This is a genomic window from Ruegeria sp. G2, assembly GCF_056533505.1.
Map to the genome: position 1 here is coordinate 44213 of NZ_JBQFON010000010.1, position 23402 is coordinate 67614.

Annotated in this window: 28 protein-coding genes; 13 read left to right on the forward strand and 15 right to left on the reverse strand. The window is 57.6% G+C overall.

Translation table 11 applies throughout. From position 1 onward, the window contains the following. Nucleotides 1-42 precede the first annotated feature (42 nt). The 3 genes from ACR0DU_RS17130 (at nt 43) to ACR0DU_RS17140 (ending at nt 1314) form a co-directional block, all read left to right on the forward strand. Nucleotides 43-258, forward strand: coding sequence for a putative signal transducing protein (locus tag ACR0DU_RS17130; RefSeq protein ID WP_008755664.1), 216 nt, complete (start codon nt 43-45; stop codon nt 256-258). Beyond that, entirely contained in the window at nt 255-1034 is a 780-nt protein-coding gene (locus ACR0DU_RS17135) for a tRNA1(Val) (adenine(37)-N6)-methyltransferase (RefSeq protein ID WP_319546123.1), read from the forward strand. Before ACR0DU_RS17130 ends, ACR0DU_RS17135 begins: the two co-directional genes overlap by 4 nt. 115 nt (nt 1035-1149) lie before the next feature. Then, the gene (locus ACR0DU_RS17140) at nt 1150-1314 is read left to right on the forward strand and encodes a YdcH family protein (protein WP_010443648.1); all 165 of its coding nucleotides are present in this window, start codon (nt 1150-1152) and stop codon (nt 1312-1314) included. Here the strand turns inward: ACR0DU_RS17140 and yddG are convergent. From yddG to ACR0DU_RS17190, 10 genes are all read right to left on the reverse strand, one after another. Continuing rightward, nucleotides 1311-2177, reverse strand: a complete 867-nt coding sequence (yddG, locus tag ACR0DU_RS17145) for an aromatic amino acid exporter YddG (RefSeq protein ID WP_319546124.1) — start codon at nt 2175-2177, stop codon at nt 1311-1313. The genes ACR0DU_RS17140 and yddG overlap by 4 nt on opposite strands. Further along, nucleotides 2174-3121, reverse strand: a complete 948-nt coding sequence (locus tag ACR0DU_RS17150; protein WP_170474163.1) for a transcriptional regulator GcvA — start codon at nt 3119-3121, stop codon at nt 2174-2176. The genes yddG and ACR0DU_RS17150 overlap by 4 nt, the downstream gene beginning before the upstream one ends. A gap of 303 nt (nt 3122-3424) precedes the next feature. After that, complete coding sequence (gene phbB, locus ACR0DU_RS17155) at nt 3425-4147, reverse strand: acetoacetyl-CoA reductase (protein ID WP_170781253.1); 723 nt, start codon at nt 4145-4147, stop codon at nt 3425-3427. A gap of 187 nt (nt 4148-4334) precedes the next feature. Beyond that, entirely contained in the window at nt 4335-5510 is a 1176-nt protein-coding gene (locus tag ACR0DU_RS17160) for an acetyl-CoA C-acetyltransferase (RefSeq protein ID WP_170771978.1), read from the reverse strand. A gap of 193 nt (nt 5511-5703) precedes the next feature. Then, nucleotides 5704-6537: an EAL domain-containing protein gene (locus ACR0DU_RS17165; protein ID WP_480876160.1), complete on the reverse strand. Its 834-nt coding sequence runs from the start codon at nt 6535-6537 to the stop codon at nt 5704-5706. 112 nt (nt 6538-6649) lie between these two features. Next, complete coding sequence (locus ACR0DU_RS17170) at nt 6650-6838, reverse strand: hypothetical protein (RefSeq protein WP_319546126.1); 189 nt, start codon at nt 6836-6838, stop codon at nt 6650-6652. A gap of 90 nt (nt 6839-6928) precedes the next feature. Continuing rightward, nucleotides 6929-7900 (reverse strand): sterol desaturase family protein, encoded by a 972-nt coding sequence (locus ACR0DU_RS17175; RefSeq protein WP_480876162.1) that lies wholly within the window; start codon nt 7898-7900, stop codon nt 6929-6931. Next, entirely contained in the window at nt 7897-8283 is a 387-nt protein-coding gene (locus tag ACR0DU_RS17180; protein WP_480876164.1) for a hypothetical protein, read from the reverse strand. The genes ACR0DU_RS17175 and ACR0DU_RS17180 overlap by 4 nt, the downstream gene beginning before the upstream one ends. A gap of 59 nt (nt 8284-8342) precedes the next feature. Beyond that, nucleotides 8343-8672, reverse strand: a complete 330-nt coding sequence (locus ACR0DU_RS17185) for a hypothetical protein (protein WP_170474183.1) — start codon at nt 8670-8672, stop codon at nt 8343-8345. Between the two features lie 82 nt (nt 8673-8754). Beyond that, the gene (locus tag ACR0DU_RS17190; protein WP_319546128.1) at nt 8755-9321 is read right to left on the reverse strand and encodes a TlpA disulfide reductase family protein; all 567 of its coding nucleotides are present in this window, start codon (nt 9319-9321) and stop codon (nt 8755-8757) included. Nucleotides 9322-9342: 21 nt separating this feature from the next. On the opposite strand from ACR0DU_RS17190, the gene argH reads away from it, so the two are divergent. From argH to ACR0DU_RS17215, 5 genes are all read left to right on the forward strand, one after another. Continuing rightward, complete coding sequence (gene argH, locus ACR0DU_RS17195) at nt 9343-10731, forward strand: argininosuccinate lyase (RefSeq protein ID WP_480876166.1); 1389 nt, start codon at nt 9343-9345, stop codon at nt 10729-10731. After that, the gene (locus ACR0DU_RS17200; protein WP_010443668.1) at nt 10731-10913 is read left to right on the forward strand and encodes a hypothetical protein; all 183 of its coding nucleotides are present in this window, start codon (nt 10731-10733) and stop codon (nt 10911-10913) included. Before argH ends, ACR0DU_RS17200 begins: the two co-directional genes overlap by 1 nt. Nucleotides 10914-10994: 81 nt before the next feature. Then, the gene (locus ACR0DU_RS17205; protein ID WP_480876168.1) at nt 10995-11144 is read left to right on the forward strand and encodes a hypothetical protein; all 150 of its coding nucleotides are present in this window, start codon (nt 10995-10997) and stop codon (nt 11142-11144) included. Nucleotides 11145-11215: 71 nt separating this feature from the next. Further along, a complete protein-coding gene (gene lysA, locus ACR0DU_RS17210) occupies nt 11216-12481 on the forward strand; it encodes a diaminopimelate decarboxylase (RefSeq protein WP_480876170.1) in 1266 nt (421 codons plus the stop codon). Between the two features lie 96 nt (nt 12482-12577). Further along, entirely contained in the window at nt 12578-15064 is a 2487-nt protein-coding gene (locus ACR0DU_RS17215; protein WP_480876329.1) for a TIGR02302 family protein, read from the forward strand. Here ACR0DU_RS17215 and ACR0DU_RS17220 read toward each other — a convergent pair. Further along, nucleotides 15061-15750, reverse strand: a complete 690-nt coding sequence (locus tag ACR0DU_RS17220; protein WP_480876172.1) for a zinc-ribbon domain-containing protein — start codon at nt 15748-15750, stop codon at nt 15061-15063. The two genes, ACR0DU_RS17215 and ACR0DU_RS17220, sit on opposite strands and share 4 nt — an antisense overlap. A gap of 182 nt (nt 15751-15932) precedes the next feature. On the opposite strand from ACR0DU_RS17220, the gene ACR0DU_RS17225 reads away from it, so the two are divergent. The 4 genes from ACR0DU_RS17225 to ACR0DU_RS17240 are packed head-to-tail and all read left to right on the forward strand — an operon-like array spanning nt 15933 to nt 18838. Then, entirely contained in the window at nt 15933-16610 is a 678-nt protein-coding gene (locus ACR0DU_RS17225; protein ID WP_480876331.1) for a cell division ATP-binding protein FtsE, read from the forward strand. Beyond that, nucleotides 16607-17506, forward strand: a complete 900-nt coding sequence (locus ACR0DU_RS17230; protein ID WP_480876174.1) for a cell division protein FtsX — start codon at nt 16607-16609, stop codon at nt 17504-17506. Before ACR0DU_RS17225 ends, ACR0DU_RS17230 begins: the two co-directional genes overlap by 4 nt. Continuing rightward, the gene (locus tag ACR0DU_RS17235) at nt 17506-18246 is read left to right on the forward strand and encodes a lysophospholipid acyltransferase family protein (protein ID WP_170781241.1); all 741 of its coding nucleotides are present in this window, start codon (nt 17506-17508) and stop codon (nt 18244-18246) included. Before ACR0DU_RS17230 ends, ACR0DU_RS17235 begins: the two co-directional genes overlap by 1 nt. Continuing rightward, the gene (locus ACR0DU_RS17240) at nt 18233-18838 is read left to right on the forward strand and encodes a pyridoxamine 5'-phosphate oxidase family protein (protein ID WP_480876176.1); all 606 of its coding nucleotides are present in this window, start codon (nt 18233-18235) and stop codon (nt 18836-18838) included. The genes ACR0DU_RS17235 and ACR0DU_RS17240 overlap by 14 nt, the downstream gene beginning before the upstream one ends. A 21-nt stretch (nt 18839-18859) precedes the next feature. Here the strand turns inward: ACR0DU_RS17240 and ACR0DU_RS17245 are convergent, their stop codons facing one another. Then, on the reverse strand, nt 18860-19453 hold the full coding sequence (locus ACR0DU_RS17245) for an NAD(P)H-dependent oxidoreductase (RefSeq protein ID WP_480876178.1): 594 nt from the start codon (nt 19451-19453) through the stop codon (nt 18860-18862). A gap of 102 nt (nt 19454-19555) precedes the next feature. Here ACR0DU_RS17245 and ACR0DU_RS17250 point away from each other — a divergent pair, with 102 nt between their 5' ends. Beyond that, nucleotides 19556-20134, forward strand: coding sequence for a TetR/AcrR family transcriptional regulator (locus tag ACR0DU_RS17250; protein WP_480876180.1), 579 nt, complete (start codon nt 19556-19558; stop codon nt 20132-20134). A 17-nt stretch (nt 20135-20151) separates the two neighbouring features. Here ACR0DU_RS17250 and lpdA read toward each other — a convergent pair whose 3' ends face one another. The 3 genes from lpdA to odhB all read right to left on the reverse strand — a co-directional run bounded on the left by lpdA (nt 20152) and on the right by odhB (nt 23400). Continuing rightward, complete coding sequence (lpdA, locus tag ACR0DU_RS17255; protein WP_480876182.1) at nt 20152-21540, reverse strand: dihydrolipoyl dehydrogenase; 1389 nt, start codon at nt 21538-21540, stop codon at nt 20152-20154. A gap of 71 nt (nt 21541-21611) precedes the next feature. Continuing rightward, a complete protein-coding gene (locus ACR0DU_RS17260; protein WP_010443693.1) occupies nt 21612-21881 on the reverse strand; it encodes a hypothetical protein in 270 nt (89 codons plus the stop codon). A 1-nt stretch (nt 21882) separates the two neighbouring features. Continuing rightward, the gene (odhB, locus tag ACR0DU_RS17265; RefSeq protein WP_480876184.1) at nt 21883-23400 is read right to left on the reverse strand and encodes a 2-oxoglutarate dehydrogenase complex dihydrolipoyllysine-residue succinyltransferase; all 1518 of its coding nucleotides are present in this window, start codon (nt 23398-23400) and stop codon (nt 21883-21885) included. Nucleotides 23401-23402: the final 2 nt, after the last annotated feature.

Genomic DNA, 23402 nt, shown 5'->3' on the forward strand with positions numbered 1-23402 from the left:
AAGGCTCGACATCCCAGTCACCTTGCCCTTACATCCATCCCCATGAAAGAACTATTGCGCAGCACCGATCCGACAATCCTGGCTTTTGCAACGGCTCTCCTTGAGGGCGAGGATATAGACTGCTTTCAGATGGACGTAAATATGAGCATCCTCGAAGGGGGCATAGGAATTTTCCCTCGTCGCTTGATGGTGCGCGCCGATGACCTGACCCGCGCCGAGCGTGTTATGCGTGATAACGAGATACCGCTGGGGCGATGAGCTTGTTTTTCGACAATGAGCTGACGCTGAATGATTTTCTGGGTGGTCGTGTGCGATTATGGCAACCAAAGACAGGGTATCGCGCTGGCGTTGATCCTGTCTTGCTGGCCGCTTCGGTTCCTGCCCTCAAGGGTCAGTCGGTGTTAGAGCTCGGATGTGGCGCGGGAGCCGCTATTTTGTGTTTGTTGGCACGTGTTCCGCAATTGCAGGCGACAGGGGTCGAACTGCAACCCGCTTATGCGGAACTGGCGCGTCGAAATGCCACTCAGAACGCTATGGACCTGTCGGTGGTCGAGGCTGATCTGAGCGCGCTACCCAGAGACCTGAAACAAGCACAGTTTGATCACGTCATCGCTAATCCGCCTTATTACAGGCCGGGTGCACATAGCCCATCGACTGATCCGGGACGGCAGATTGCTTTAGGTGAAAACACCCCACTAACGGAGTGGATAGATGTCGCGGCCCGGCGGTTAGCACCACGAGGATACTTGCACATGATCCAGAAAGCGGATCGCTTGCCAGACATGCTGGCTGCCTGCAGTGGCCGCTTGGGGTCGGCCGAAGTGTTGCCGCTTTCTGCACGCGTGGGCCGCCCGGCCGAGTTGGTGATTCTACGAGCTCGTAAGGGAGGTCGTGCCAGCTTTCGGTTACAATCTCCGCTGATAATGCATCAGGGGGATCGGCACCTTAAAGATGGTGAAAGCTATACTCCCGAGGTTTCGGCGGTGCTGCGCGATGGCGCCGCATTGGCCGGATTCGCTTCAGATCGGCAATGACCAGCCGAATTTGTCGGATTTATTACAGATTCTGTGCGTCTGCAGCGTGACAGCCTGGAAATGATGTGATCAACTTCTTACGTCATACTTACCAAACCAGAGAAGGAGGACCGCCATGAGCGTGAGCGCGCATCTGACGGAGTTGAAGAAAAAACACGAAATTCTCGGTCTTGAAGTAGAAGAAGCTCAACGCTCACCTGGTATTGACGATCTCCATATTGCACAGCTCAAGAAGCAGAAACTGAAGCTGAAAGAAGAGATCGAGCGCCTGTCGGCCTAAGCCTTCAGGCTGGCGCGGGCAGCGATTGCAGCGCCACCGGTGACAAGCAAGGCCGCGATCGCCAATCCCCACGACGGGGCGGCGATCCCGGCCAGAACCAATACCAGCGTCGATAGCAAAGGTGCCGCGTATGAAGCGGTGCCGAGGATTTGAATATCCCCGCGTTTAACTCCGATATCCCAAACATAGAACGCCAGCCCGACCGGGCCCAAACCCAAGGCGAGGGTTGAGGCCCAGCCTATTGCGCCCTTCGGCCAGACTGTTTCTTCAATTGCAAAATGCAGCGCCCAAGAGGCTATTGCAGTGATGATGCAGAACACCGCAACCGAACTTGTCGGTACATCGCCCAACCTTCGCGACAGTACCGAATAGCCTGACCAAGTCAGCGCACACAAAAGGGCCAGCCCATAACCGGGCAGATGTTGCGCCTGAAACCCTGCACTGCTGCCACCTGTAATGATCACTGCAGCCCCGGCAAAGCCAAAGCTAGCGCCGATCAGGTGGCCAGGTTTCAGGTGTTCGCCGGGGAGCAGGCCGGACAGCAAAACAATGAGCAAGGGCCAGAGATAAGCAATCAGCCCCGCCTCAGCGGCGGGTGCCATACGCAGGGCTGAGAAATACAGAGCGTGATATCCGAAAAGCCCAATTGCACCGAACAGATACGTGGTCCATGCGATCTGGCCCAACTGCTTCAGACCGCCATTTGCTATAGTCCAGATCAGGCCCAAAGTTCCACCGATCGTAAAACAAATTGCGTTCAGCAACAGAGGTGGTGTGGGGGCTGAGCCCACGGTAAACAAGGCCAGCAGGGACCACAGCAAGACGGCGACAAAGCCGATTGCGGTCGCACGGGAACGAGTCATGGGCGTCCAAGTTCCTTTTCTGGGATGATCTCAAAGTCGTCCCACATATGCGCGGTTTTTTCGATCTCTGCAAAGAACCATTCTCGGAAAGCAGCGATTTGTGGACGGTCTTTGGCTTCGGGCAGGCAAATGAATCGGAACCGCGCTTCGGTCTGCACCGCCACTTTGAACGGGGCGACAAGTCGGCCTTCGCTCACATCCTTGATGATTAAAGGCCGCCGCCCCAGTGCAACCCCCAACCCGGCGCAGGCTGCATCTATCGCGTGATCAGGTTGAGAAAAATGGGTGCCAGTTGCAGGTGAATACGACATGCCAACGGCGCGGAACCAGGACGGCCAATCGCAACCAGGGGCGACCTTGAAGAGGGAATCATCAAATATCAGCGGTGCGTCACGCAGCGATTCCGGTGTCTGGAACCTCTCATGCAGTTCAGGTGTCATGATCGGCGTCACCCAATCTGGTCTGGCGGCGTAAGAAGCCAAGTCTGCGTCGTCAGATATTCCAAATCGGATCGCCGCGTCCACATCATCGCGCCGCAAATCGACAACCTTTAGTGATGCGGATAGCCGCAGTTCGATGTCTGGATGGAGTCGTGCAAACTCGAACAAGCGGGGGGCCAACCACTTCGCGGTCAAGGCTGGTCCGGCAGTGAGAGTCAGCGTCCCGCTGCTTTGCAACCTTCGTGTTGCAGCCCATGCTGTCTGTAGTGTCGTAAATCCCTCTGCTGCGCCGGGTGCTAAAGTGCGCCCTGCCTCGGTTAGTTCAACGGCGCGGTTCAGGCGGCGAAACAGCGGTTGCCCGAGGTGCTCCTCAAGCGATTTGATCTGAAAGGACAGTGCAGCGGGGGTGACGTGTAGCTCTTCCGCGGCCTTGGCAAAAGACATGTGCCGCGCGGCTGCATCAAAGGCACGCAATGCGGTCAATGGTGGCAGGCGGTCGCTCATTCAGTTAAAAATTCCTTAACTGATTATACGAAAAAGCTCGTTTGTAGGCCAGAGAAATATGCCTCATCATCGGAGTAAGTCAAATGAAACTGATCTGAGAAAGAGGCAAACATGATTGAGATGACAACCCATCCTTCGGTTCAGCGTGCCTTTCAAAAGGCGCATTGCGAGCGCGGTAAAGCGGTCAGGAGCATCTGGCGAATGATTTTTGGTTCCCGCTGACCGCAGCGCGCGCGGACTTACGGGATAAAAGAAGGGCCGGTCCTTGATGGACCGGCCCGCTTTCGTTCCAATGCCGTCGGTTCAGACGAAGAACTGTGCACCGTTGGCCGAAATGGTCGAGCCGTTGATGAACTGCGAATCGTCCGAGGCAAGAAAGGCGACGCAACGCGCAATCTCTTCCGGCTCACCCAGGCGACCTGCGGGGATCTGGCCAATGATCGATTCGCGCACTTTTTCCGGCACTGCCATGACCATCTCGGTCGCGATATAGCCGGGGCAGATTGCATTGGCGGTGATACCGGCCCGCGCGCCTTCCTGTGCCAGCGATTTTACAATACCCAGATCGCCTGCTTTTGTTGCGGCATAGTTCACCTGGGCAAACTGACCTTTCTGGCCGTTGATTGAGCTGATCACGATGATCCGGCCAAATTTACGCTCGCGCATGCCCGGCCATACAGGGTGAACAGTGTTGAAGACACCCGTCAGGTTCGTGTCGATCACCTGATGCCACTGCTCGGGCGTCATCTTGTGGAATGGCGCGTCACGGGTGATGCCTGCGTTGGCGACCACAATGTCGATCGGGCCGAGCTCGGCCTCGACTTTTTCGATGCCCGCTTTGGATTCGTCGTAATCCGCAACATTCCATTTATAGGTCTTGATACCGGTTTCTTCGGTGAACTTTGCGGCGGCTTCGTCATTGCCTGCATAAGTGGCGGCAACATTATATCCTTCGGCCTTCAACGCCTTGGAAATTGCTGCGCCGATGCCGCGGGAACCGCCGGTTACGAGTGCTGTACGTGCCATTTAGGACTCCTCCAAATTTAGTCGTCTTGGTAATTCTGTTACTCTGAGAGTTACGGGTGCGCAATATCGTTTCGTGATCGAATTAATCTTTCTGTCCGGCGATATTGTCGCATCTAAGGGATGTGATCCGATTGTAACAAAAAAGGGCGCCCTGTGGACGCCCTTTTGTAATTAGTTTTCAGCGCAATTAGTCGCGCTCCACGCACAATGCGACACCCATGCCACCACCAATGCAAAGGGTCGCAAGACCCTTCTTCGCGTCGCGGCGTTTCATTTCGAATAGCAGGGTGTTCAGAACCCGACAGCCCGAGGCACCGATCGGATGACCGATGGCAATTGCACCGCCGTTCACATTTACGATCGACGGATCCCAACCCATGTCTTTGTTCACAGCGCAGGCCTGTGCAGCAAATGCTTCGTTGGCCTCGACCAGATCCAGATCGTCAACCGACCAGCCTGCTTTCTCCAGCGCTTTGCGCGAAGCGTAGATCGGGCCGACACCCATGATTGACGGGTCCAAGCCGGCGGTCGCGTATGAGGCGATACGGGCCAGAGGCTCAATTCCGCGCTTTTCGGCGTTCTCGGCCGACATCAGCAGGGTGGCTGCGGCACCATCGTTCAGGCCCGAAGCATTTGCCGCCGTGACCGAGCCATCCTTGGTGAAAGCTGGGCGCAGTTTGGCCATCGCCTCCATGGTCGCGCCATGGCGGATGTATTCGTCCTTGTCCATCACGATGTCGCCCTTGCGGGTCTTGATGGTGAAGGGCACGATCTCGTCGGCGAATTTTCCAGCGTTTTGGGCTGCTTCGGCCTTGTTCTGCGAAGCAACAGCGAATTCATCCTGCATGTCGCGGCTAATCTGCCATTTCTCGGCCACGTTTTCGGCGGTCTGACCCATGTGATAGCCGTTGAAGGCATCCCACAAACCATCGCGGATCATAGTGTCGATGTATTTCATGTCACCCATCTTGTGACCGGCGCGTAGGGCGGCGGCGTGAGGTGATAGGGTCATGTTCTCTTGTCCACCTGCAGCCACGATCTCGGCGTCGCCCAACTGGATGTGCTGAGCGCCCAGAGCGACAGCGCGCAGACCCGAACCGCAAACCTGATTGATGCCCCATGCCGCGCTTTCCTGCGGCAGACCTGCATTGATATGCGCCTGACGGGCGGGGTTCTGCCCTTGTGCGGCGGTCAGGACCTGACCCATGATGGTTTCGCTTACCTCACCCTTGTCGACCCCGGCGCGCTCGACAACGGCCTCCAGGACGGCAGCGCCCAAATCATGTGCGGGGGTGTTCGCAAACGAACCGCTAAAGCTACCGACGCCCGTACGTGCGGCGGATGCGATTACTACGTTGGTCATACAGTCAATCCTTTACCGTCATGGTCTTGTGGGAAATCTGACGGCGCAGGTCGTGGAGAGGCTTTCTCCGGATACAAGAGCGCCTCGGGTTCCCCGCTCCAGCACCTTCTGCAATACCGCAATGCTGCATCTGCAGCAACGGGCAGCTTGTCTCAGAGTTGACTGCGGTGTATCTTTGCGCGGCTTCTTTCTATCAACTGCCTGTTTTTGAGGATTTTTCTTTGACCCAAGGTGGGGAGACCGAAGGTGCGCCGTACAAGAAGCCCTGCAGGCAATCGACCCCATTTTCGATCAGAAAAGCAGCATCTTCAGCGATCTCGACCGATTCGGCGGTCACGAGAATTTCAAATTCACGTGCCACGGCGATCAGCGCGCGCACCAGCGCCTGATTGTCAGAGTTCTTACTGACGCCACGTATGAACTGCCCGTCGATCTTGGCGGCGTCGAACAGAAACTCGCGAAAATGGCGAAAGCTGAAGTTGCTGGCTCCGAAGTCATCCAGCGCGAAGGCGATCCCGCGGGCTTGTTGCTGATCCATGAAGTCAACCACCAGCTCGGGCACCTGCATGGCTGACGCTTCGGAGATTTCCAGAATCAACCTCTCGCCCAGGCTTGCGTCTTGTTTCAGGAACCTATCCAGTACACGCGACCAGTTGGAATAACCGATGGATCGGGCGGACATGTTGATGGACAAGCGAATGCCGGGATTTCGGATCAGGGTGCGCAATCCCATCTCGAGCGCTATGCAATCCAGATCACGACCGATGGGCGTGTTTTCAACCTGTGGCATGAACTCGCGTGCGGGTATGACGCGACCGGTTTCATCTAATACGCGGATGAACCCTTCGTAAAAGGCGATCCCTTGCGGGGGGTGAGCCTGAATAACGGGTTGAAACGCCAGCCTGCATTGCTTGTGCTTTACCGCTTCAGTGGCCATCTGAACGACGGATTGGTCCCGAGAGGTGACGGCAGCGCTCAACGGGTTGCCCGACCCTTCAGGCAGGTCCGCGCGCTTCCTGTTTCCCATGTTCTACCATTCCTCTGATCCCGACGATTACGGTCCGGACAACAGTTTCAGGTAAGACAGGTAAAACCGGAGTTAACGAGCGTGTATTTATCTGTAGGTGTTGGGCCGGTGATCAGTTTGTGGACTGCCGGGCGTGCCGCAGCGAAGCCGCCGCGCCAACCAGTGCTCCGAACAGTCCAAGCGCAGCCATAACAAACCCGAGACCCAAAATTGTCGGGACAGCTCCGTTGAGCGCAGCGGCCATGGTTATGACAAGACCCAGCAAACCAGTAACGGTAGAAATTCTCAGCAATTTTGACATGCGGGTCTCCGGAGAATACTTACTTAAATCACCTCTCGGATATGGAGCACCTGTGCCAAAAATCAAGCAGAGAAAAGGTCTTTTTGAGACTTAAGCCCGCTTTGGCGCGGTGGCGGACGCCTGCGGGTCGAATTGCTCAAACCCCGGTGTTCCGCAATCTTCCGGATGGCGGACAAGATGTTTGGCCTTGATCTGCTCGGAATTGTCTCGGCTACCATCATGGCTGTAGCCCGGAGGCGCAAAACAATAGGCTAATCGTTGGCGCAATGTCAGCCCAGGCTGGGTCGCATCCTTCCAAATTTCGACCCATTCATGAAACGCCACGCGCAGTGGATTGAAGGTGCCGATATTGTGTACGAGGCCATAGTCGACCTTGTCATCCTCTTGCTCGGGAACGAACGTGCCGAACAGCTTATCCCAGATGATGAACACACCGGCATAATTGCAATCCAGATAGCGTGCATTGCGTCCGTGATGGGCGCGGTGGTGGCTGGGGGTGTTCATCACGGCCTCGAACCAGCGGGGCAATTTGCCAATCGCTTCGGTGTGAATCCAGAATTGATAGATGAGGTTCAGGCCGCCGACAAACAGCACCATTGCGGGATGAAAGCCCAGCAGGATCAGCGGCGCGCGCACCACCATCATGAAGGTGAAAGTATAGGTCCAGGTCTGACGCAACGCAGTGGTCAAATTATAGTGCTGCGAGCTGTGGTGGTTCACGTGGCTGGCCCAGACCCAGCGGATACGGTGCCCGAACCGGTGCACCCAATAATAGCGCAGATCATCCAGCACAAAGCAGAGGATGATGACCGGGATCGAAGTGCCCAGGTTCAGCGGCGTGATTTGCCAAAGCCACATGAAAAACGCATACGCGATGAAGCCCAGCAAAAAGCCTGAGGCAATGTTGCCCGCCCCCATGATCAACGAAGTCACGGCATCGCGCGTCTCATACCGACCGCCCCGACCTTTGACGGCGATCCATAGAAATTCCGCCAGAATGGCGGCGATGAAGAACGGTACGGCCCATTGCACCGCGTCGGGAAAGCTTACGTGATCAGTCATGCGGGTTCCATCAGAGGTTGCCAGTGGCGGCACTCGGTTTCGTCGAGATGGATAAGTACGCGCGGAGTGCTGAAATCGTGAAATTGAACCTCAAACCCATCGGGATGGTCGATCCTGTCGAAATCCAGCAGGTGCCGGGCTACGGTGTCAGCCCCGAAGGACCACAGCAACCCGGCGCCTGTCTCGGTTCGTACAAGGGCGGCATGACCGTCATGGGCGACCGTGACATCAATGACTATGTCATCAGGGAAGTGTCGAAGCCATTGGATTTGTGCGGTTTCAGGCGTCAGTAGGCGCAAACGAGATCTACCCGTCAGATGCAACAATAGCGTGATCCCGGCAATGCCGCCGACGACAAGTCCCAACAGAATTTCCAGCGGCATCCGATCCTCCTGCGGACAAACTGCAAGAGGTCGAATTGCCTGTCAAAGGTGGCGTGGCGTCAGCCGTGCTCCAGGCCGTCCAGAACTTCGTGTTGCACCACCCGTTCGACAAAGGGCACCAAACCCTCGGGGCCCGATGTGCGATCTTTTAAATGGATGCAGATATCGGGACGGCGCGCGGCAATGATGCCGACCATTTCACCGCGAATGTTGTCATCCAGACCGGCGCCCATGATGGCGCAGGCGATGCGGGGTTCGGTGTCCAGTTGTCGCCGGACCTCATTCTGATCATGTGCGCCTAGCCATTGGATAGGCAAATGATCCAACTGCCGTGCAACGTCACCGATTACATTCGGCAAACGGCCGATCAGTAATACTACTGGTTTCATATGGCCTCCATTTTGCTGATCACAAACGAAAACCGGCCCAACGGGGCCGGCTACAGTCTAACACAAAATGAAGCAGGCGGCTTTAGCTATTGCCGTCAACCAGAGTCGAAATGATTGACTTCGCGCTTTCTGAGTTCCATTCCGCATCGCCGATCAGGCGTGCAATTTCCTGTCCTTCGGGGTTAAGAATGACGGTAATCGGCAGAGCGATGACACCGAATTCGCGTGCGGCAGCAGAGTTGGGGTCCTGATGGCGTGGCAGGTTGTCGATGCCGTTCTCGTCAAAGAACTTCTTGATCCCGGCGGGCGTGTTACGGCCAGTGGCCAATGTCAGCACCTGGAACTTGTCGCCGCCAAATTCTTTCTGAAGCTCGGCAATCTGCGGCATTTCCTTGCGGCAGGGGGCACACCATGTGGCCCAGAAGTTCACCAACACGTATTTGCCGGCATAATCTTCCAGCGTGCCGACACCGCCATCATCTTCCAACTGGAACTCGATCATTTTGGCCTCTTTCGGTTCCTTGTGCAAGATCAACCGCTTCAGGGTTCCGTCACGCAGCGGACCCAGCGTCTCGGCATCCGTTGCCAAAGCGGCGTTTGCACCCAGCGCAAGGGCCATATAAAGGGGGATCAGACGAAATAGGCGCATATCAACTCCGGGTTTTCTTACATGACCGATCAATCTTCGAACCAGATGTGGGGCGGCCGCTTTGCCGCCGGTCCAGACGCGATCATGGAGGCAATCAATGCCTCGATCGGGTTCGATCAGCGGATGGCAGCCCAGGACATTGCAGGCTCGCGCGCCCATGCCGCCATGCTGGCTGCCACAGGCGTTATAACTGATAGTGATGCGCAGGCTATTCGGGAAGGGCTGCTCACCGTTTTGTCAGAAATCCAGAACGGTACGTTTCAGTTTTCGACCGCGCTGGAAGACATTCATATGAATGTCGAGGCGCGGTTGAAAGAGGTGATCGGAGAGCCAGCAGGCCGATTACACACGGGTCGCAGCCGGAATGATCAGGTCGCGACCGATTTCAAACTCTGGGTCCGCGATCAGCTGGACGCGGCAGAAACCGGTCTTCTGGCCTTGATCCGCGCGCTTTTGGCGCAGGCCGAGGCTGGTGCCGATTGGGTCATGCCAGGCTTTACCCATCTGCAAACCGCGCAGCCAGTGACTTGGGGCCACCATATGATGGCCTATGTCGAGATGTTTGGCCGCGACCTGTCCCGCGTCCGCGATGCGCGTGCGCGGATGAACGAATCCCCCTTGGGCGCTGCTGCGCTAGCGGGGACTTCTTTCCCAATCGATCGACATATGACCGCTGAAGCACTGGGCTTTGATCGCCCCACAGCCAACTCGCTGGATGCTGTCAGCGACCGCGATTTCGCGCTGGAGTTCCTGTCGACCGCTTCGATCTGTGCGGTCCACCTGTCGCGCTTCGCCGAGGAACTGGTGATCTGGTCTTCGGCCCAATTCCGTTTTGTCACTTTGTCCGACCGGTTCTCGACCGGCTCGTCAATCATGCCGCAGAAAAAGAACCCCGATGCCGCGGAATTGATCCGCGCCAAAGTGGGTCGCATTTACGGCGCCAATACAGCGTTGATGATGGTGATGAAGGGCTTGCCGCTGGCCTATTCCAAGGACATGCAGGAAGACAAGGAACAGGTCTTTGATGCCGCCGACAACTGGATGCTGGCGCTTGCCGCAATGGAAGGGATGGTCAAGGACATGACCGCCAACCGCGACAGCCTTGCAGCTGCTGCAGGGTCCGGTTTCTCAACTGCAACCGATCTGGCCGACTGGCTTGTCCGTGTGCTAGGCCTGCCGTTCCGCGATGCGCACCACGTAACCGGTTCGCTGGTTGCCATGGCCGAGAGCAAAGGCTGCGACCTGCCTGACTTGACGCTTGAGGACATGCAGTCGGTTCATGCTGACATCATTGATGATGTCTATTCTGTTCTTACGGTCGAAAATTCGGTAAACTCGCGCCAGTCCTATGGAGGCACCGCACCGGATCAGGTGCGAGCCCAAATCAAGCGATGGAAGGCGCTGGTGTAATGCATATACGACGCGTGGTGCTGTTGATTGCGGTTGCAGCGGCTCTGGCTGGCTGCGGCGCTGACGGCGAACCCATCCAACCCACCATGAGCGCAAGTGTTGGCGTTGGCAGCAGCGGCACTTATGGCGGTGTCGGGGTTGGTGTGCGTCGCGGTGGTCTGGGCGTATTTCTGGGGCTCTGAGACATTGCCATTCGTATTTGTCATTCCCATGTGAGCAGAACAACCGGCTGCACGCTGCTCCTCTGGACGTAAGGTGGCAACATGAAGTTCTTTGGCCTGATCTTGGCACTTGTCGTTCTTGCAGCTTGCGAGCCGGCATACAAACCACAACCCAAACCTGAGCCCGAAGCCCGCTCGACAGGAATTTCGGTATCTGGATATGCGCGGATCGGTGCATCGAAGACCTTCTAGATAGCGATGGGATTTCTGCAGTTGGCTGGAATCATTTGATCCACATACCTCTTTTGGTCTAAGCGCGCGGTATGGATCATTTTCTCTACCGCGACGGCGCGCTTTTCGCCGAGGATGTGCCAATCTCCGAAATCGCAGCCGCGGTCGGAACCCCGTTTTATGTTTATTCGACGGCTACTTTGCTGCGGCATTTCAAGCTGTTCGATGACGCGCTTGAGGGCACCGACCACCTTGTCTGCTACGCGATGAAAGCGGCCAGCAATCAGGCAATCCTGAAGACGTTGGCTCAGGCAGGTGCGGGGATGGATGTGGTTTCTGGCGGAGAATACCGGCGTGCCAAGGCTGCAGGCGTGCCCGGCGACAAGATCGTCTTCTCGGGCGTTGGCAAAACTGCAGATGAGATTCGCACGGCATTGACTGGCGGAATTCGGCAATTCAACGTCGAATCAGAGCCTGAAATGCAGGTGATCAGTGCGGTCGCGCTAGAATTGGGCGTGAATGCGCCGATCACCGTTCGGGTGAACCCGGATGTCGATGCCAAGACCCATGCCAAGATTGCTACTGGAAAGTCCGAGAATAAGTTTGGCATCCCAATCTCGCGCGCTTCCGAGGTTTATGCGTTGGCTGCAAGCCTGCCGGGCCTCGAAGTGATCGGGATTGACGTCCATATCGGCTCGCAACTGACCGAATTGGAGCCGTTCGAGTTGGCATATAAAAAGGTCGCGGAACTCACTGAGCGTTTGCGCTCCGAAGGGCACAATATTCGGCGCCTTGATCTTGGGGGTGGATTGGGCATTCCCTATACGCGTTCCAATGACGCGCCGCCCTTGCCAGTTGAATATGGCGCGATGATCAAGAAAACGCTGGGCCATCTGGGCTGTGAGATCGAGATCGAGCCCGGCCGACTGATTGCGGGTAATGCGGGTCTGATGGTGTCCAAGGTCATCTACGTCAAATCCGGTGAGGACCGCGATTTCCTGATCCTTGACGGGGCGATGAACGACCTGATCCGCCCCGCTATGTATGAAGCGCATCATGATATAGTCGCCGTCGACGAACCTGCTGCAGGGGTCGAACAAAGGCCCTATGACATTGTCGGTCCTGTTTGCGAATCCGGCGATACATTTGCCAAGCAGCGCAACATGCCGCCGCTGAAATCAGGTGATCTGATCGCTTTCCGCAGCGCGGGGGCCTATGGCGCGGTCATGTCCAGCGAGTACAATACGCGCCCCCTGATCCCAGAAGTTCTGGTGAACGGGGATCAATTTGCCGTAATTCGTGAACGCCCAAGCTTTGACGAAATCATAAACCGCGATACCATGCCAGAGTGGCTCTGACGCGATAGGCGCGCGGGCCGGATCAGGAGGCCCGCCTTGCGCGAGAACCAGACCCTGCCGATTCCAAGACTGTCCCTGTGGCTGACGCATGGGGGCATGCTGGCCGAACAGGTGATGCGCGCCTTCTGGCCGCTCTTTTCTATTCTCATGGCGCTGCTGGCGGCCCTGATGCTGGGGCTGCACGATCTTGTGCCCATCGAAACCGTTTGGATTTCTGCGGCTGTCGGATTGGTTGCGTTGATTGCGACCGCGATCTTGGGGATCAGGCGGTTTCACCTGCCGACCCGGTCTGAGGCGTTGGTTCGGCTGGATGAGACCCTGCCCGGTCGCCCGATTCAGGCATTGATGGATGATCAGGCAATCGGTGCGATGGATGCGGATTCGGTGGGGCTGTGGCAAGCACACCAGGCGCGCATGGCAGACCGTGCTTCAAATGCCGATCCGGTGAAACCCGACTTGCGGCTGGCCTCTCGCGATCCCTATGCGCTTCGCTATGCTGCATTGTTGGCGCTCGTCGTTGCAGCTCTGTTTGGTTCGTTCTGGCGGATTGGCTCGGTGGCGGACATGACGCCGGGGACCGCTCAGGCGGGGCTGGGACCGACCTGGGAAGGCTGGGTCGAACCGCCACGCTATACGGGCTTGCCGACGCTTTACCTTGCTGATCAAACCGATCCAACACTTACGGTGCCCAAAGGCAGCCGCATCACGCTGCGGTTCTACGGGGAGATTGGTGCACACAGCTTGACCGAGACGACGACGCCGCTTGGAACCGAGGCCGCAACCGAGGCAGAGCAGGACTTTGTTGCCGATCGCTCGGGCCAGTTGCGGATCGAAGGTCCGGCTGGACGCGATTGGGCGCTGGACATACTCGCGGACACTAAACCACAGATCGAGGTGGCGGGCGCTGCTGAGGCCGAAGCTGGCGGACAGATGAAACTACCGTTCGCGGCGTCCGACGACTATGGCATCATTTCAGGCACGGCTCGGATCGAGTTGAATCTGCCTGCTGTGAATCGCGAATTTGGCCTGGCGACTGAACCGGAGCCGCGCGAGATCATCACGGTCGAGCTTCCGATGCCGATCACCGGCGACAGGACGGATTTTGCCGAAGACCTGATCGAGGATTTCTCGCAGCACCCCTGGGCGCATTTGCCGGTGAAAATTACCCTCTTGGCCGTTGATGCGGCAGATCAGGAATCGGTGGCCGAGCCTTATTTGGCCGATCTGCCTGCCCGGCGTTTCTTTGATCCACTGGCTGCCGCGGTCGCTGAACAACGGCGCGATTTACTCTGGTCGCGCGACAATTCGCTGCGCGTTGCACAATTGTTGCGTGCCGTCTCGCATCTGCCCGAAGATTTGTTCCGCTCGGACACCGCCTACTTGCGCCTGAGGGTGATCTTGCGTCGGTTGGAAACCTTTGATCGGCACGGTGCGCTAAACCTCAAACAGCAGGAAGAGATCGCGCAGGCGCTATGGGATCTCGCTGTTCTGATCGAGGACGGAACACTGGCTGACGCTTTGGAGCGGATGCGCCGCGCGCAAGAGCGTTTGACCGAAGCAATGCAGAACGGTGCCAGCGATGAAGAAATCGCTGAGTTGATGCAAGAGCTGCGCGAAGCAACGCAGGATTATATGCGACAGCTTCAGCGTCTCGCCCAAGAAAACGGCGAAGATGGTCAGAACCAACAAGGTCAGAACGGCGAAACGCTGCAGATGACGCAAGATGACCTGCAGCGGATGATGGATCGCATTCAGGAGCTGATGGAACAGGGCCGCATGGCCGAAGCGCAGCAGGCGCTGGAAGAGTTCCAACAGATGATGGAAAACATGCGCGTCACACAAGGGCAAGGCCAGGGTGGCCAATCCGAAGGTCAGCAGGCCATGGAGGGGCTGGCGGAAACTCTGCGGGAACAGCAAGGGTTGAGCGATCAGGCCTTCAGAGATCTACAGGAACAGTTCAATCCAGGAGCCCAATCCGGCGAAAGTCAGGGCAATGAAGGCAGCAGCGGCGGGCTCGGGCGTGGACAAAGCCACGAAGGTCAGGGCGGACAGGGCCAGGGTCAGGATCAGGCAGGTGAGGGGCAGCAAGGTCAGGGATCTCTGGCGGATCGGCAACAAGCGCTGCGAGATGAACTGGGACGGCAGGAACAAAGCCTGCCGGGTGGCGGCACGCCTGAAGGTGATGCCGCACGTGAGGCGCTGGGCCGTGCAGGGCGAGCGATGGACGAGGCCGAAGACGCCTTGCGCAGCGATGATCTGGCCGAGGCGATCGACCGGCAGTCCGAAGCGATGGAAGCGCTGCGCGAGGGGATGCGATCACTGGGTGAGGCCATGGCGCAGAACCAGCAAAACCAGCCGGGGCAGGGTACGGAAGCGGGTGATATGCAAGCCAACAACCGCGACCCGTTGGGCCGCGCGCCGGGATCGGCAGGGTCGATCTCGACCGATGATAACCTGTTGCAGGGCGAAGACGTCTATCGCCGAGCGCGCGAGCTGCTGGATGAAATCCGTCGCCGCACTGGCGAACAGGATCGGCCTCAGATTGAGCTGGAGTACCTCAAGCGCTTGCTCGAAAGGTTTTAGTTCTGTCCTGCGCCACCGGTCTGTGATTCTAACCACAAACGCGCCTGATCGACCATTGATACATAAGATTTCAGCACCGGATCAGCTTGCGGTACCGCTTCGCTGATCTGGCTAGCATTGCCATAGATCAGAAACAGAATAACGCCGATGATCAGTATCAGCGCGAAGCCACGTAAAAATCCACCGGATTTGCGAGTCGGTGCATCTGTTTCAGCCTCGTCCGAGCTGAGATCGCTGCGCAGGCCGGAATTGATTGCCTCAACATCAGGTAGTTCATCGCGCTGACCTGCATCGGCTGCTGATTCAGTGGCGGAAGGTCGATTGGGTTTGACCTTTGGCTCTTCGGGTGGGTCAAGGGCCAGATCAGGCTGGCTTTCTAGACTACTGCCTTCACGCTCTCGCAGATCAGCCTCGCGCGCGGCTTCTTCCTTTAGGATGTTAGAAACCGCGGGATCTATGTTGCTGGCGCTCTCATCATGAGACGCTTCAGCCGCTGTTTTGACCTCTTCAGGATCTGGCGAGTCTAATTCCTGCGTTGCCTCGGCCTCTGTTTCGACGGTGGCAGGGTGTTTTTCCTGAAACCAGGTCTTTTCGCAATTGGAGCATTGCACTTCGCGCCCGTCTTCTGGGATCACCTCGTCCGGGACTTCGTACTGGGCGCTGCAATTCGGACACGTTAAACGCATTCTGCCTCCTGGCCTTCAAGGCTGGCCTGATAATAGTTTTTTCAGGGATGATATTCCGTTAAGACCCAACAGCAAAGCGTGTTTTCGGTTTCGCGGGCCAAGTGTCGCCAATTGGCCCCGCCCGAGGCATTGAATCCAGCGCTGCGCTCGGGCAAGAGGTGAGCAGAACAATGGGGGCAGGCGTGATTGAGCTGGACAATATCAGCTATACCTACGGCGGCGGCGAATTGCTGAGCGATGTTTCGCTGCAGTTGCAGCCGGGTTCGTTCCACTTCCTGACCGGCCCTTCCGGCGCGGGCAAGACCACATTGCTGAAACTCTGCTATGGCGCGTTGCTGCCAACCTCGGGCAAGTTGATGGCCTTTGGCGAAGATATCGCCAGCATGGACCGTGACCAGATGGCGCTGCTGCGCCGTCGGATCGGCGTGGTGCATCAGGATTGCCGCTTTCTGGATCACATGACCCTGGCCGAAAATGTCGCGCTGCCGCTTATGGTCTCGGGGCGCTCAGAAAATGGACAGCAAGACGACCTGACCGAGCTGCTGAGCTGGGTCGGACTTGGAAGCAGACTCGAAGCACACCCGCCCGAATTGTCGGGTGGGGAACGCCAGCGTGCCGCCTTGGCCCGCGCGGTCATTTTGTCGCCTGACTTGGTGCTTGCGGATGAGCCCACCGGCAACGTGGATTGGGAGATGTCTCAACGTCTGCTGCGCCTGCTGATCGAACTGAACCGGATGGGTAAAACCGTGCTGATCGCCACCCATGACCTAAGCCTGATCCGCGCCGCGAAAAGCCAGGTTCAGGCCCGTGTTCTGCGCATCGCGCAGCGCCGGGTGCAACTTGCGGGGGCGGATCTATGAGCAAGGGCATGATCCGAAATTTGCTGCGCCGCGACACTCGCGCTGATCGCGTTGTGCCACCTACTGGTTTCACTGCTCAGCTGACCCTGTTTGTCTCGGGCGCGATGGCATTTCTCGCAGTATTTGCACTGGCCCTGTCGCTGGCCTCGGGCCGTGTGGCGGATCGCTGGGCCTCGGAACTGGCAGGGGCTGCGACATTGCGGATCAATGCCCCTGCGGATCAACGTGCGGCGCAAACCGAGGCAGCTTTGAACGTTCTCCAACAGACGCCGGGGGTCGCTTCGGCCCGCGCGTTGACGAGCGAAGAACAGGCCACACTGCTGTCGCCCTGGTTCGGACCGGACTTGCCTCTGGACACATTGCCAATCCCGCAGCTGATCGAGATTGTCGAAGGGGAGCCCGGCCTGGATGCGGCTGGTCTGCGCCTGAGATTGGGGGCAGAAGTGCCGGGCGCGGTGCTGGATGATCACACCCGCTGGCGCGAGCCGTTGGTTGATGCGGCCAATTCACTGCGGCGTCTGGGCTGGATTTCGATCCTGCTGATTGGTGGCGCTACTGCCGCCATGATCACCCTTGCCGCCAACGCCTCACTTGCCGCCAACGCGCAGATTATCGAGGTTCTGCGTCAGGTCGGCGCGCGGGATCGGTTCATCGCCGGAGCGTTCGTGCGGCGCTTTACCTTCCGCGCGCTTTTTGGGGCGGCCGTTGGAACCCTGTTAGGTATGTCTGGTGTTTTACTGCTACCCGAGGCCTCAGATACTGGTGGATTTCTTACAGGGCTTGGGTTTCAAGGGATTGGATGGCTACTGCCGGTGCTGATACCAGTGTTGGGTGCCGCCGTTGCATTTCTGGCCACATGGTCGGCAGCACAGCGCAAGTTAAAGGAGCTTTCGTGATGTTCATGGCCATTCAGTGGGTCCGGTCACTGATCTTCATGATCACTATCTACGTCTGGATGCTGATCCTCGGGATCATCTTTGCCCCTTATGCGCTGTTTGCCAAACGTGGCGCTTTGCGCGCCTGCAAGACCTATGCGCGCACAACTAAATGGTTGGCCCGCTGGATGGTTGGCATACGCTGCGAAGTGCGCGGAGAGGTGCCTCATGGCGAGGTCGTGATCGGTGCCAAGCACCAGTCGTTTCTGGACATCATCATAATCTTCGACGCCATCCCGCACGGCAAATTCATCATGAAGCGCGAGCTTTTGTGGACGCCGGTCATTGGCATGTATGCGCGCCGTCTGGGCTGTATCCCGGTCAATCGCGGCAAACGAGGGGCAGCGGTGGCCAAGATGGTCAAAGATGTTGCGCGCGAGTTCAGCGAACCCGGACAGTTGGTGATCTACCCGCAGGGAACGCGCGTCGCGCCGGGTGTGCACAAGCCCTACAAGGTCGGAACGGCGGTTCTGTATGAAGGCCTCGGGTTCCCGTGCGTGCCCGTTGCTACCAATGCAGGCGTATTCTGGCCCAGAACCGGTGTCCTGCGCAAGCCGGGCAACGCGATTGTCGATTTCCTTAATCCAATCGAGCCCGGCGTTGCAAGAAATGACTTTCTTGAGCGGCTGGAATACGTGATTGAGACACGGTCGAACGAATTGATGCAGGAAGTGGGGTTTGATCCGGATGGAGTTCATTAAGGACATCGCTACGCTCGAAGCGCTCTACGGGACGCCCGGTGCGCCATCTATACGCAAGGTGGCGCGGCAACTTACTCCGCTCTATCGCAAGTGGATTATGGCCTCGCGCCTGTGCATTCTTAGCACCGTCGGCCCCGAAGGTGTCGATGGCAGCCCGCGCGGAGACGACGGATCAGTCGTATTGGAACTGAATCCGGGCACTTTGGCCCTACCGGATTGGCGAGGAAACAACCGTCTGGATTCACTGCGAAACATCGTTCGAGACCCCCGAGTGTCGCTGATGTTTTTGGTGCCCGGCTCGAACAACGTGGTTCGGGTAAATGGGAATGCTCAGTTGACCGATGACGACGACCTGCGCGCCCGTTTCGAGAAAAACGGAAAGCGCCCTGCGACCGTGATTTTGATTGAGGTATCCGAGATCTACACCCAATGCGCCCGCGCCCTGATCCGGGCCGGAACCTGGAGCGGTCGTGATGAAACCGATGGCCTTCCGAGTGTTGGCGAGATTTTGTCTGAAATGACATCGGGTGAAGAGGGCGGCGCGCAATATGATCAGGAATGGGGTGCCCGCGCCGCAAAGACTATGTGGTAGCAGCTTTCCCACGTAGTAACTTCAAAGCGCGGCGGCTCCCATTCTGGCCACTTTGCCGATCCAACGTTCAACGCTTCCGGGCTTCGGATAGCTTGCGCTGGCAAAATAGGTAAAGCGGGTAGGCTTGAACCCAACAAAGCCTAGAACCTGATCGCGAAGCTGCCGCAGCAGCGCCTGCCGATAGATTAAACGCATGAACCAGCCTGGCGTATCTGACGTCAGGATCACCCTTGCGGTGCGTCCGCTCAGCATCGGCGCTGGCAAACCGATCTTTGTTGTGTTCCGCGTATCGAACGTCCGTCCTGGGATGAATGTCCGGTCGATCAGGCCCTTCAGCTTGGCTGGCAGACCGCCCCACCACATCGGTGTCGTCAGGACCAGGTGCTCGCTCCACTCGATGTCCTGCAATACCTGTTCAAGCACGGGCTCAAGCGGTTTGAAATCTTCATAATTTCCCTGACCAAAGTCGTGATCGAACTGCAGATCACTCAGATGCACCATGCGAACCTCGTGACCTTTGGCAATGGCTGCGTCTGCGTAGGTTTGTGCAAAGGTGCGCGACAGGCTGCTTTCGGCAGGGTGCCCATTGAGGACGAGTATCTTCCTAGCTGGCATTGCGAATCTCCTAAAATTGACCATGGTCACTTTGTAAGCGAAAAAAATGACCGCGGTCAATAATAAATTTGACCACGGTCAAATAATATGCAAGCAAGCATTATGCAGAGACCAATTCAAAAACGAACCTTTAAAACCCGAGCACGCCTGATCTCAGCCGCCGAGGACGTAATTCAGAAGAGCGGGTACGAAGCTCTGCGCGTGGAAGAGGTGGTTCAGGCTGCAGGCGTGGCCAAGGGAACATTCTTTGCGCATTTTCGCGACAAGGATGCACTGATGGAAATCCTTCTGGCGGAAAAACTGAATGCCTGCCTTGATCAGGCAGAGGCCGGAAAGCCCCCAAAATCAGTGCCACAGATCATCGCGGCCCTAGAACCCGTACACAGTTTCATGACGGTTGAGCGCTATGTATTCGACCTGCTCATAAGGTATTCTGGCGCTACCGCAATCGCCGAAATCGGCCCAATCGCCTATTTCTTTGAACGATACTTCCGCGTTGTGATGATGTGGCTCGAAGATGCGGATGTTCGCCACGACGTTCCTTCAGAGCTTTTGGCCGAAGGAGTGCAGGCATTTGCAATTCAGGCCATGTCGCTGAGGTTTTGCGCGCTGCACGCTTCAACAAGCTTCAACGACAGGCTTAAGGTTTATCTTGAGGCGTGGTTGACCCCGGCGAGATAACCACCGGGGTCGTTTATTCAGCTATGAATTGGTCCGTCGCCACAGGCTAGAGCGGCCTCGCGCACCGCTTCGGAATAGGTCGGGTGCGCATGGCAGGTCAGGGCTAGATCTTCGGCCGAGGCGCCGAACTCCATCGCCACGCAGACCTCGTGGATCAGGTCGCCGGCCGCAGGACCGATGATATGTGCGCCCAGAATTCGATCAGTATCTTTGTCGGCCAGAATCTTGACGAATCCGTCGGCCGCAAAATTCGCCTTGGCTCGGCCATTGCCCATGAACATGAACTTGCCGACCTTGTAGGCGCGGCCCTGTTCCTTGAGTGTCGCTTCGGTCTCACCCACATTGGCCACCTCGGGCCAGGTGTAGATGACCCCTGGAATGACCCCATAGTTTACGTGACCGTGTTTACCCGCGACTTGTTCAGCTGCGGCCATGCCCTCGTCTTCAGCCTTGTGCGCCAGCATCGGGCCTTCGGTCACGTCGCCGATGGCATAGATGCCCGGCACATTGGTCTGCCAATCACTACCGACCTTGATCTGGCCGCGCGGGGTCATCTCGACGCCCAGAGCGTCCAGCCCCAGACCGTCCGAGTACGGCTTGCGCCCGGTTGCCACCAGCACGGTATCGGCGTCGATCACATGCTCGCTGTCATCCTTCAGCAGCTTGTACGTCACCTTGGCTTTGGTCTTGGTCGCTTCGGTCTTTTGCACCGCAGCGCCCATGACGAATTTCAAACCCTGTTTCTTGAGAATACGCTGAAAGGTCTTCTGCACCTCAGGGTCCATGCCCGGCGTGATTTCCTTGAGGAATTCGATCACCGTCACCTCGGCGCCCAAACGGTTGTAGACCGAACCCAACTCAAGCCCGATCACACCGGCACCGATCACAATCATTTTCTTGGGAACTTTGCCCAGAGACAGCGCTCCGGTGGAAGTCACTACGACCTTTTCGTCAACTTCGACGCCGGGCAGCGCCGACGGCTCAGAGCCCGACGCGATGATGATGTTCTTGGCCTCATGTACCTCTTCGCCAACCTTGACCTTGCCCGCAGCGGGGATCGAGCCCCAACCTTTCAGCCAATCGATCTTGTTCTTCTTGAACAAGAACTCGATGCCCTTGGTGTTGCCATCGATGACTTCATCCTTATAGGCCTGCATCTGCTTCCAATCGACCGAAGGCGATTTCCCCTTCAGACCCATCTTGGCAAAGTTATGTTCAGCTTCGTGCAACTGGTGACTGGCATGCAGCAAAGCTTTCGAGGGGATGCAGCCCACGTTAAGGCATGTCCCGCCCAGCGTCTCGCGCCCTTCGACCACAGCGGTCTTTAGACCCAGTTGAGCGCAGCGAATTGCGCAGACATAGCCGCCGGGCCCGGCGCCGATTACGATGACGTCATAATTTGCCATTACATTCTCCTAAATCGACCGGTCGCCCGGCACTTCCCCGACCCGATTTCGTGGGTCAGAAATATCTTTTGTCAAACGGGTTCCAGCAGCTTGATCGAGATATGCGCAATCCCACCACGCTCGTGATGCATCGCCAGTTCCTCGGACCCGAAAAAGGCACGGGCCTTGTCTAGGTTCACGACCTCGAACATTGCAATCGCATGGTCCTTCTGATCGGGATCACGCCAGACATGCAGGTCGCGGATACCCGCGGCCTTACGCATCGGCATATCCTCGCGGAACACTTTTAGCCAGGCGTCGAAATCGGCCACATCGGCCTGCCAGAGTACATGTGTTGCCATCTTATAGATCCATCAACAGGCGGCGCGGGTCTTCAAGCGCTTCTTTCACGCGAACCAGGAAGGTCACCGCACCCTTGCCGTCAACAATACGGTGGTCATAGGACAGAGCCAGATACATCATCGGGCGGATCTTGATCTCGCCATTGATGACCATCGGGCGGTCCTGAATCTTGTGCATTCCCAGAATACCTGATTGCGGCGGGTTCAGGATCGGTGAAGACATCAACGAGCCATAGACGCCACCGTTCGAGATCGTGAACGTACCGCCCTGCATTTCAGCCATCGAAAGCTTGCCGTCGCGGGCGCGCTTGCCCTTTTCAGCAATGGCTTTCTCGATCGCTGCGAAGGACATGCTGTCGGCGTCGCGGATCACCGGAACCACCAGTCCCTGAGGCGTACCAGCGGCGACGCCCATATGCACAAAGTTCTTGTAGACGATGTCATTGCCGTCGATCTCGGCATTCACTTCGGGCACTTCTTTCAGCGCATGACAGCAGGCCTTGGTGAAGAAGGACATAAAGCCCAGACGCACGCCGTGCTTTTTCTCGAACTGGTCTTTGTATTGATTACGCAGGGCCATCACCTCGGTCATGTCCACCTCGTTATAGGTGGTCAGGATGGCCGCTGTGTTCTGCGCGTCCTTCAGGCGCTTGGCGATGGTCTGGCGCAGACGGGTCATGCGCACGCGCTCTTCGCGGCTTGCATCCTCGGCAGCCACAGGAGCGCGTGGAGCTTGGGCAGCGGGGGCGGGCGCAGCCGCCGTAGGCCCTGGGGCTGTAGCTGCTGCAGCAACTGCCTTTGCCACGTCTTCTTTCATGATACGCCCATCGCGACCGGTGCCGGTGACCTGATCGGCGGTCAGACCGGCTTCGGCCATCGCTTTCTCAGCTGATGGTGCGTTGGCCACGTCTTTACCTGTGCTGGCTGCAGTCGGAGCGGCAGCGGCCGCAACCGGAGCGCTTGCCACACCTGCGGCCGAGCCCGAGATCACCGCCAGCTTGGCAGACGCATCGACCGTGCTGCCTTCGGGCGCAACGATCTCAGCCAGAACGCCTGCCGCCGGGGCCGGAACTTCGACCGAGACCTTGTCGGTTTCCAATTCGCACAGCATCTCATCCTGTGCGACGTTGTCGCCAACCTGTTTGAACCATGTCGAAACGGTTGCCTCGGTCACGGATTCGCCCAGCGTCGGCACCATAACGTCCACGCTGCCACCTGCCGCAGCCGCCGCTGCTGCAGCTGGGGCCGGGGCCGCCGCTGCCGGAGCAGGCGCTGCCCCTTCGCCAGCGGTGATGGTGGCCAGCAATGCATCGACACCCACCGCCTCACCTTCGGCAGCGACAATCTCGCCCATCACACCTGCGGTAGGCGAGGGCACTTCGACCGTCACCTTGTCAGTTTCCAGCTCACACAGCATTTCATCAACTGCAACGGCGTCGCCGGGTTTCTTGAACCATGTCGCAACGGTGGCTTCGGTGACAGACTCGCCCAGCGTGGGAACACGAACTTCAATCGTCATCG

Bases quoted from the DNA above. Each gene is read 5' to 3' on its own strand.
- argH (WP_480876166.1), top strand. From the start codon at position 9,343: ATGACCGATCAATCTTCGAACCAGATGTGGGGCGGCCGCTTTGCCGCC.
- ACR0DU_RS17240 (WP_480876176.1), top strand. From the start codon at position 18,233: ATGGAGTTCATTAAGGACATCGCTACGCTCGAAGCGCTCTACGGGACG.
- ACR0DU_RS17235 (WP_170781241.1), top strand. From the start codon at position 17,506: ATGTTCATGGCCATTCAGTGGGTCCGGTCACTGATCTTCATGATCACT.
- ACR0DU_RS17150 (WP_170474163.1), bottom strand. From the start codon at position 3,121: ATGAGCGACCGCCTGCCACCATTGACCGCATTGCGTGCCTTTGATGCA.
- ACR0DU_RS17130 (WP_008755664.1), top strand. From the start codon at position 43: ATGAAAGAACTATTGCGCAGCACCGATCCGACAATCCTGGCTTTTGCA.
- ACR0DU_RS17165 (WP_480876160.1), bottom strand. From the start codon at position 6,537: ATGGGAAACAGGAAGCGCGCGGACCTGCCTGAAGGGTCGGGCAACCCG.
- ACR0DU_RS17140 (WP_010443648.1), top strand. From the start codon at position 1,150: ATGAGCGTGAGCGCGCATCTGACGGAGTTGAAGAAAAAACACGAAATT.
- ACR0DU_RS17230 (WP_480876174.1), top strand. From the start codon at position 16,607: ATGAGCAAGGGCATGATCCGAAATTTGCTGCGCCGCGACACTCGCGCT.
- ACR0DU_RS17205 (WP_480876168.1), top strand. From the start codon at position 10,995: ATGAAGTTCTTTGGCCTGATCTTGGCACTTGTCGTTCTTGCAGCTTGC.
- ACR0DU_RS17220 (WP_480876172.1), bottom strand. From the start codon at position 15,750: ATGCGTTTAACGTGTCCGAATTGCAGCGCCCAGTACGAAGTCCCGGAC.
- ACR0DU_RS17200 (WP_010443668.1), top strand. From the start codon at position 10,731: ATGCATATACGACGCGTGGTGCTGTTGATTGCGGTTGCAGCGGCTCTG.
- ACR0DU_RS17180 (WP_480876164.1), bottom strand. From the start codon at position 8,283: ATGCCGCTGGAAATTCTGTTGGGACTTGTCGTCGGCGGCATTGCCGGG.
- ACR0DU_RS17215 (WP_480876329.1), top strand. From the start codon at position 12,578: ATGCTGGCCGAACAGGTGATGCGCGCCTTCTGGCCGCTCTTTTCTATT.
- ACR0DU_RS17160 (WP_170771978.1), bottom strand. From the start codon at position 5,510: ATGACCAACGTAGTAATCGCATCCGCCGCACGTACGGGCGTCGGTAGC.
- ACR0DU_RS17190 (WP_319546128.1), bottom strand. From the start codon at position 9,321: ATGCGCCTATTTCGTCTGATCCCCCTTTATATGGCCCTTGCGCTGGGT.
- odhB (WP_480876184.1), bottom strand. From the start codon at position 23,400: ATGACGATTGAAGTTCGTGTTCCCACGCTGGGCGAGTCTGTCACCGAA.
- ACR0DU_RS17245 (WP_480876178.1), bottom strand. From the start codon at position 19,453: ATGCCAGCTAGGAAGATACTCGTCCTCAATGGGCACCCTGCCGAAAGC.
- lysA (WP_480876170.1), top strand. From the start codon at position 11,216: ATGGATCATTTTCTCTACCGCGACGGCGCGCTTTTCGCCGAGGATGTG.
- ACR0DU_RS17135 (WP_319546123.1), top strand. From the start codon at position 255: ATGAGCTTGTTTTTCGACAATGAGCTGACGCTGAATGATTTTCTGGGT.
- yddG (WP_319546124.1), bottom strand. From the start codon at position 2,177: ATGACTCGTTCCCGTGCGACCGCAATCGGCTTTGTCGCCGTCTTGCTG.
- phbB (WP_170781253.1), bottom strand. From the start codon at position 4,147: ATGGCACGTACAGCACTCGTAACCGGCGGTTCCCGCGGCATCGGCGCA.
- ACR0DU_RS17250 (WP_480876180.1), top strand. From the start codon at position 19,556: ATGCAGAGACCAATTCAAAAACGAACCTTTAAAACCCGAGCACGCCTG.
- lpdA (WP_480876182.1), bottom strand. From the start codon at position 21,540: ATGGCAAATTATGACGTCATCGTAATCGGCGCCGGGCCCGGCGGCTAT.
- ACR0DU_RS17175 (WP_480876162.1), bottom strand. From the start codon at position 7,900: ATGACTGATCACGTAAGCTTTCCCGACGCGGTGCAATGGGCCGTACCG.
- ACR0DU_RS17260 (WP_010443693.1), bottom strand. From the start codon at position 21,881: ATGGCAACACATGTACTCTGGCAGGCCGATGTGGCCGATTTCGACGCC.
- ACR0DU_RS17185 (WP_170474183.1), bottom strand. From the start codon at position 8,672: ATGAAACCAGTAGTATTACTGATCGGCCGTTTGCCGAATGTAATCGGT.
- ACR0DU_RS17170 (WP_319546126.1), bottom strand. From the start codon at position 6,838: ATGTCAAAATTGCTGAGAATTTCTACCGTTACTGGTTTGCTGGGTCTT.